Origin of the sequence: Nocardia sp. NPDC059154 (assembly GCF_042755705.1) — a bacterium.
Classification (GTDB): domain Bacteria; phylum Actinomycetota; class Actinomycetes; order Mycobacteriales; family Mycobacteriaceae; genus Nocardia.
This window is the reverse complement of sequence record NZ_JBHZCS010000159.1, coordinates 1-5,496: the sequence shown is the minus strand read 5'-3', so window position 1 is coordinate 5,496 and position 5,496 is coordinate 1. Positions and strand designations below refer to the sequence as shown.

Genomic DNA, 5,496 nt, shown 5'->3' with positions numbered 1-5,496 from the left:
GTCGCGGTCCGATCATGGATATCCGCGGCGATCGGGAACACGAAATCATCGACACGGAACGACAACTCCGTGCCGGCAAGCACCGTCCCATCCGCCGCCTTGATCTTGAACACACCATGGTCATCGACCAACGAACCCGCATCGGTCTCGATCACGGTCGAATTGGGTGTCGAGGTGGCCGAGTAATTCACCACACCCGTTTCGGCCGCGGGGTCTGCGTTCGCAGCGCCGACCGGCAGCGACAAGGCGGTAACGGCCACGGCAGCGCAGGCCACTGTTTTGCTGTTCATAACTTACACTTTCTCGTTCACTTTGCGATGACGTGGTCGTCGGGATCACATCATTGAATTACGTGGATTGTTCGCTTCTACCGGATCAGCGTCGGCGAGCTGACAGAATGGTTCGCGGAGCTCCGATGCACAGTCCGCCGCAGATATCGCAGGCGCGCCAGAGCTACCACGACTCTCACATGAGGCCACACCCGGTCTTTTTGAAGCCGCATATCCGACGCCGGTTCGATGGAATTAATACGAAAAGTCACGGCCATCAAGATCGCGACCACAATTCCGATCTGGGATCGATCGCGTTGCTGACCGCTCGGCAAACACGGCTATCCGATGCTTTTCCTTCCAGACCACTCGTCACCAGTGGTCGAGTAATCACACCACCGCTAAAGGTGGGCATAGTTGCCAGACGCCTCGGCCTCGTCGCGGTCACTTGCCCCTGGCGAATGATGAATTCTGTGAATCCATTGCAGATCATCCACGTCGCACAATCCTCAGTCAGCTTAAGCACCGCTCGCCTCGGCCGTCCATGACCAAGATCGCACCCGTCGGTTCCGGATTGGCACCCTACGGGTTCGCATTTCTAACGCAAGAATTCGCGTTTCCTAACGCGGGCCGAGTCCGGTGACGTTGTACCAACGCAACGTGAGTTGCGTGATCTCGGTTGCGGCTGTACGGAGCTCAAGCGTGTTCAAGCGCAGGACAAAACCTTCACGCGGCCGACTGCCCCTTCCCGAGCTCGCCACCTGTATGGCTGATGCGTCAGCCGTCTCCGAGTGCCTCGACGAGGTCGTCCAGTCGAGGCTCGATGATGGGTATGGGCGCGCGGTGGGCAGCAGTCTCTTTCGTCGATTTGAGCCCGCTCGAAGTGATGACGAGGACCAGGTCGTCGGTATCGCGCAGTGCACCGTCATCGCGCAGTCGTAACGCGGCCGCCAAGCTCATCGCCGACGTCGTCTCGACGAACATGCCAGTCTCGCGAGCCAGAATCTCTTGGGCATGCAAGATGGCATCGTCGGAGATCGGTGAGACGGCATAGCCCGCACTGAGTCGCAGCGTCGCCAGCGCTTGGTACGTGCCCGAAGACGTTCCGGCCGAAAAAGCCAAGGTCGGTCGTTGTCCGACCTCGGACACACGATCGATTCCGGGGTTCTGCAGCGCTTGAACATGAGCACCAAGCGCCTCGGCGGCAACCATCCGAGGCAATGCCGCGATACGCCCGGCCGCATGCAATTCCTTGAAACCGCGGAATACCCCGGTCAGCCCGTCACCGTACGCCGTCGGCACGATCACCATAGTAGGAGTTCGGGCCAGTTGTTCGTGCAATTCGAAGGCGATCGACTTGTAGCCCTCGATTCCGAACGGTGGCGATCCCACCGGCGGGTTCTGGAAGCCGGAAGTCGGGAACCAGCCCAGCTCGTCTACCGCTGTTTTCATCACCGCCCACCGATCCGGAATGGTCGGAAGTGCGATGACGCGGGCACCGTAGGAACGCATCTGCTCGACCATCAGGGGCGATGCTGAGCGCGCTGCGAGCACGACACAGTTGAGGCCAGCCACAGCGGCATAGGCCGCGACGGCAGCCCCGTGGTTTCCGGTCGAGGCGACGACAACCGTGCGCGCCCCGACCTCCACTGCCCTGGTGACGGCGACCGAGGCCAATCGATCCTTGTAGGACGAGGTCGGATTCCGGCTCTCGTCCTTCGCCACAACCGAAGCGACGCCGAGCATTTCCGCCAGTTTGTCGGAGCGAACTGCCCGAGTATTGCCTTCGTGCAAACTGATCGCGATCGTCCGTGGCTCGATCGGGAACCCTGCTCGCCACCGGAAGATGCCGGGCTGGCGGTCGTCCACGGCAGCGATCGGGTCGTACGTGTCAAACCTGGCGTGCAAGTTGACCGGGATGGCCTCGGAGCCGCACGTGCGGCAGCCGCCTATGGCGTAGTCATCGGGGACCATGGACGAGCAGCGCGGGCAGCCCATGGTTCCGGTATATGCGTTGGTCACAGCGCAGTCCTCACCTCACAAGAGCTGAGCGACAGCACTTCGACACCGTCCTCCGTGACAGCGATTGTGCCCTCGAACATCGTGCCGCCGCAGCCCAGTACATAATGCGTTGTCTCGAAACAGAGCACGTTTCCGGGATCGAGCACGTGGTCGTCACCCGGCGCGACGCCGAAGCCATCGTAGATCTGCATTCCAATTGCATGTATCGGAACTCTTCGCCGCCGCCACAGAAGCTGCCGGGGGCGCAGCGCCGGGCAGCGGATCTGGATCTCGCGCCCCCACCGCTCCATATGGCGTAGTGCCGGTCGCTCTGCAGGCTCGTTGATTCGCCGATCACCGCCGTACGGCCGATGTCGGAGCGGTAGCCGTCGTTGTCGCAGCTCACATCGAAGCGGAGCAGATCACCTTCGCACACTTCGGCACTCGCCGGAAACTCGTCGGCCCGCGCCGAGCGCTCGCCGAGCGCCGCACGCATCCCGACCACACAGTCATCCTCATCGACACCGATCAGCGAGCAGAACTGCAGCAGGCCGGCGGCGTACTCGACACCCGAACCGGGCGAATCCTGCTGCGGCCCCAGCAGTTTCGCCCGATGCCCCTCAGCGCCAGAGTCGAAGTAGAACGTGCCGTTCGGGATGACCTGGCCGGGCTCGATCCCGCCCGCCAAAGCCGGAGCGGCCTCCGCGGTGCCTCCGACAACGAGGACGCTATCGGTGGTGACGATCGCGGCCATCTGATGGCTTCCGCGGTTCACGCCACGCGCGGGTCCGGTAGCCGGTAGCCGGTAGCCGACTGGATATCCCTGAAGCCACAGCACACCCCAGCGTCGTACTCGAACTCGGCGAGCTTGTTTTGCAGCTGCTGCAACCATGCCTCGATCACCTTGCCCATGGGCAGTAGCGTCAACGTCATCTATCGATTCCTGTCGTTGGGGTCGACCCGCTTCGGCGCGGATCTAGCACGACAGTTGTATTTCGTTGTGCTGCATGGTGGCTGATCCTACGGTAGCTTGTCGCTGATGCTGGATGATGTTGTGGCCGAGGATGTTTCGGCGTGGCGGTCGGGTTTCGGTGAGGTGTTCGCGCGGGTGGCGGGGGTGTTCTATCGTGCAGAGCCGCGTCGGTGGGCGCGGTCGTATCTGACGGGGTTGCTGGCGCCGGTGGAGCGGAAGAACGCTTGGCAGTTGTCCGAGGCTGCTGGGGAGATGGATCCGGGCCGGTTGCAGCATTTTCTGAATCGGTCGCGGTAGGACGCTGATGAGCTGCGCGATTGTCTGCGCACGTATGTTGCCGAGGCGTTGGCCTGCCCGGATGGTGTCCTGGTGCCGGATCTATGCCGAGGCGGGGACTATGCCGAGCGGCGGGTGAGGTGGGCGGGAAAGGCCATGTAGTGGCGGTGAAACGGCGCCGATTCGGCACCGAGGGGTCCGGATAGGTTCGGAGGTTGGGTTCGAACTCCTGTTGTCGGAGCAAGGTGCTGCGGGAACGGAGGCGAGGGTCATGATTGGCAGGCCACGGACACCGGTTGGGACTTTTCATCGAGGGATACCGGTCGTGGCTGGTGGAGCACGGTTATACGCCGCAGACGATCCTGAACATGTTGGCGATGGCGGCCGATCTGGGTCGGTGGATGCAGCTCCGTGACGTCGATCCGAGCGGCCTGAATGACGCGGCACTGGCGCGGTTCCGCAGATCGGCTCGTGGGTGCGGTCTGCGGAACGTGCCTGGCCCGCGTGGTTTCGCACCGCTGCTGGGGTATCTGAAATCCCAAGGTGTTCTGGTGGATTCGGTGGTTGCGGATTCGATGGTCGAGGTGGTCGTGGACGACTATCGACGGTGGCTGGTGTCCGAGCGGGGCCTGGCCGAGGCCACGGTGGTGCGGTATGTGAAGTTGGCGCGAAAGTTTCTTGGGCAACGCCTGACCGGCGACGGGCGGATCGAAGATCTGTCCGGCGGCGATATCGTTGCGTTCCTGCTGGCCGAGAGCCAGCGACTCAGCGTCGGATCGGTGAAGGGCCGAGTGGCCGAGCTGCGGGCGCTGCTGAGGTTCTTGTATGTGACCGGACGGATACCGCGGCTGTGCTGGTCAAGGTCGTGCCGCCGGTCGCTGGGTGGCGTGATGCGGGCATCCCCAGAGCCATCCCGGACGAGCATGTGCGACGGATTCTGGACGCTTGCGATCGGACGGATCGGGTCGGGATCCGTAACTTCGCCATCCTCATGCTGGTGGCCCGTCTGGGGTTGCGGTCGATCGAAGTGGCCAGGCTCGAGCTCGCCGACATCGACTGGCGGTCCGGGCGAATCATGTTGCGCAGCAGGGCTGGCCGTGACGAGGGTCTGCCGCTGCCGGTCAATGTCGGCGAAGCCCTGGCCGCCTATCTGTCGCTGGCGAGGCCGGAAACATCAATCCGTCAAGTGTTTTTGGCGGTGAAGGCACCCGCCCGCGGCATCGGCGCAGGGATGGTCGCTGATATCACCCACCGCGCCTGTGATGTCGCGGGGCTGGCCCGGGTGGGACCGCATCGACTACGCCATTCCCTGGCCACGCGCATGTTGCGCGGCGGCGCCAGCATGGTCGAGGTGAGTCAGGTTCTGCGGCACCGGGATCGGGCCACGACCGCGATCTATGCCAAGGTCGATTTCGAGGTGTTGCGCACCGTCGCGCAGCCCTGGCCGGAAGTGGCGCAGTGAGCACCTTGGCCGCGGCCGCCGACCAGTATCTGCGGTTGCGCAACAGCCTGGGCCACGACCTGGCCGACCACCACCGTCTCCTGCCCAGATTCGTCGCCTATCTCGACGCCACCGGCACCACAACCATCACCGTCGCTGCCGCGCTGGCATGGGCCTATGCACCGGGTGTCGATCCGGCCAGCAGCAATCCCGCGCGGCGGCTGACCGTCGCGCGGGGTTTCGCCAGGCACATGACCGGTGCGTCGCGGTCTGGATGGCGGGCGCCTTCGTTGGTTTTGGCAGTGCCTCGCAGACGGTATCCCTCAGCTTGACTCTGTCGGTGATCTTGGAATTCGGCATGTCGTGGCTGGCGGGCTGCCACACTGCGAGGCGCGAAAAGCACTGCGTCCTCGAAGGAACTGGTGAATGTCACTCGGACCAGGACCGGCCAAGACGGTTCCGCCGCTGACGGTGCGGGTGGCCCGCGCCAGTAATCCCCACGGCACCACGGCGATGTGGATACGCGACCGGCTCGA

At 63.6% G+C, this 5,496-nt stretch carries 6 protein-coding genes and 1 pseudogene; 3 read left to right on the top strand and 4 right to left on the bottom strand.

Annotated elements, in window-relative coordinates; translation table 11 throughout:
• From ACFXN1_RS51130 to ACFXN1_RS51115, 4 genes and pseudogenes are all read right to left on the bottom strand, one after another.
• Positions 1 to 275, bottom strand: a pseudogene (locus tag ACFXN1_RS51130) (hypothetical protein); the annotation flags it as partial.
• A gap of 771 nt (positions 276 to 1,046) precedes the next feature.
• Positions 1,047 to 2,291 carry a pyridoxal-phosphate dependent enzyme gene (locus tag ACFXN1_RS51125; RefSeq protein ID WP_379446526.1) on the bottom strand — a complete coding sequence of 415 codons (1,245 nt, stop codon included), beginning with the start codon at positions 2,289 to 2,291 and terminating at the stop codon, positions 1,047 to 1,049.
• A gap of 10 nt (positions 2,292 to 2,301) precedes the next feature.
• A complete protein-coding gene (locus ACFXN1_RS51120; protein ID WP_379446525.1) occupies positions 2,302 to 3,024 on the bottom strand; it encodes a M24 family metallopeptidase in 723 nt (240 codons plus the stop codon).
• Positions 3,025 to 3,041: 17 nt separating this feature from the next.
• Positions 3,042 to 3,203: a hypothetical protein gene (locus ACFXN1_RS51115; protein ID WP_379446524.1), complete on the bottom strand. Its 162-nt coding sequence runs from the start codon at positions 3,201 to 3,203 to the stop codon at positions 3,042 to 3,044.
• Positions 3,204 to 3,309: 106 nt separating this feature from the next.
• Here ACFXN1_RS51115 and ACFXN1_RS51110 point away from each other — a divergent pair, with 106 nt between their 5' ends.
• The 3 genes from ACFXN1_RS51110 (at position 3,310) to ACFXN1_RS51100 (ending at position 5,292) form a co-directional block, all read left to right on the top strand.
• Positions 3,310 to 3,540 carry a transposase gene (locus ACFXN1_RS51110; protein WP_379446523.1) on the top strand — a complete coding sequence of 77 codons (231 nt, stop codon included), beginning with the start codon at positions 3,310 to 3,312 and terminating at the stop codon, positions 3,538 to 3,540.
• Between the two features lie 829 nt (positions 3,541 to 4,369).
• Positions 4,370 to 4,981, top strand: coding sequence for a tyrosine-type recombinase/integrase (locus ACFXN1_RS51105; protein ID WP_379464144.1), 612 nt, complete (start codon positions 4,370 to 4,372; stop codon positions 4,979 to 4,981).
• A complete protein-coding gene (locus ACFXN1_RS51100; RefSeq protein WP_379446521.1) occupies positions 4,978 to 5,292 on the top strand; it encodes a hypothetical protein in 315 nt (104 codons plus the stop codon). Before ACFXN1_RS51105 ends, ACFXN1_RS51100 begins: the two co-directional genes overlap by 4 nt.
• The last annotated feature ends 204 nt before the right edge of the window (positions 5,293 to 5,496 follow it).

Bases quoted from the DNA above. Each gene is read 5' to 3' on its own strand.
- ACFXN1_RS51110 (WP_379446523.1), top strand. From the start codon at position 3,310: ATGCTGGATGATGTTGTGGCCGAGGATGTTTCGGCGTGGCGGTCGGGT.
- ACFXN1_RS51115 (WP_379446524.1), bottom strand. From the start codon at position 3,203: ATGACGTTGACGCTACTGCCCATGGGCAAGGTGATCGAGGCATGGTTG.
- ACFXN1_RS51120 (WP_379446525.1), bottom strand. From the start codon at position 3,024: ATGGCCGCGATCGTCACCACCGATAGCGTCCTCGTTGTCGGAGGCACC.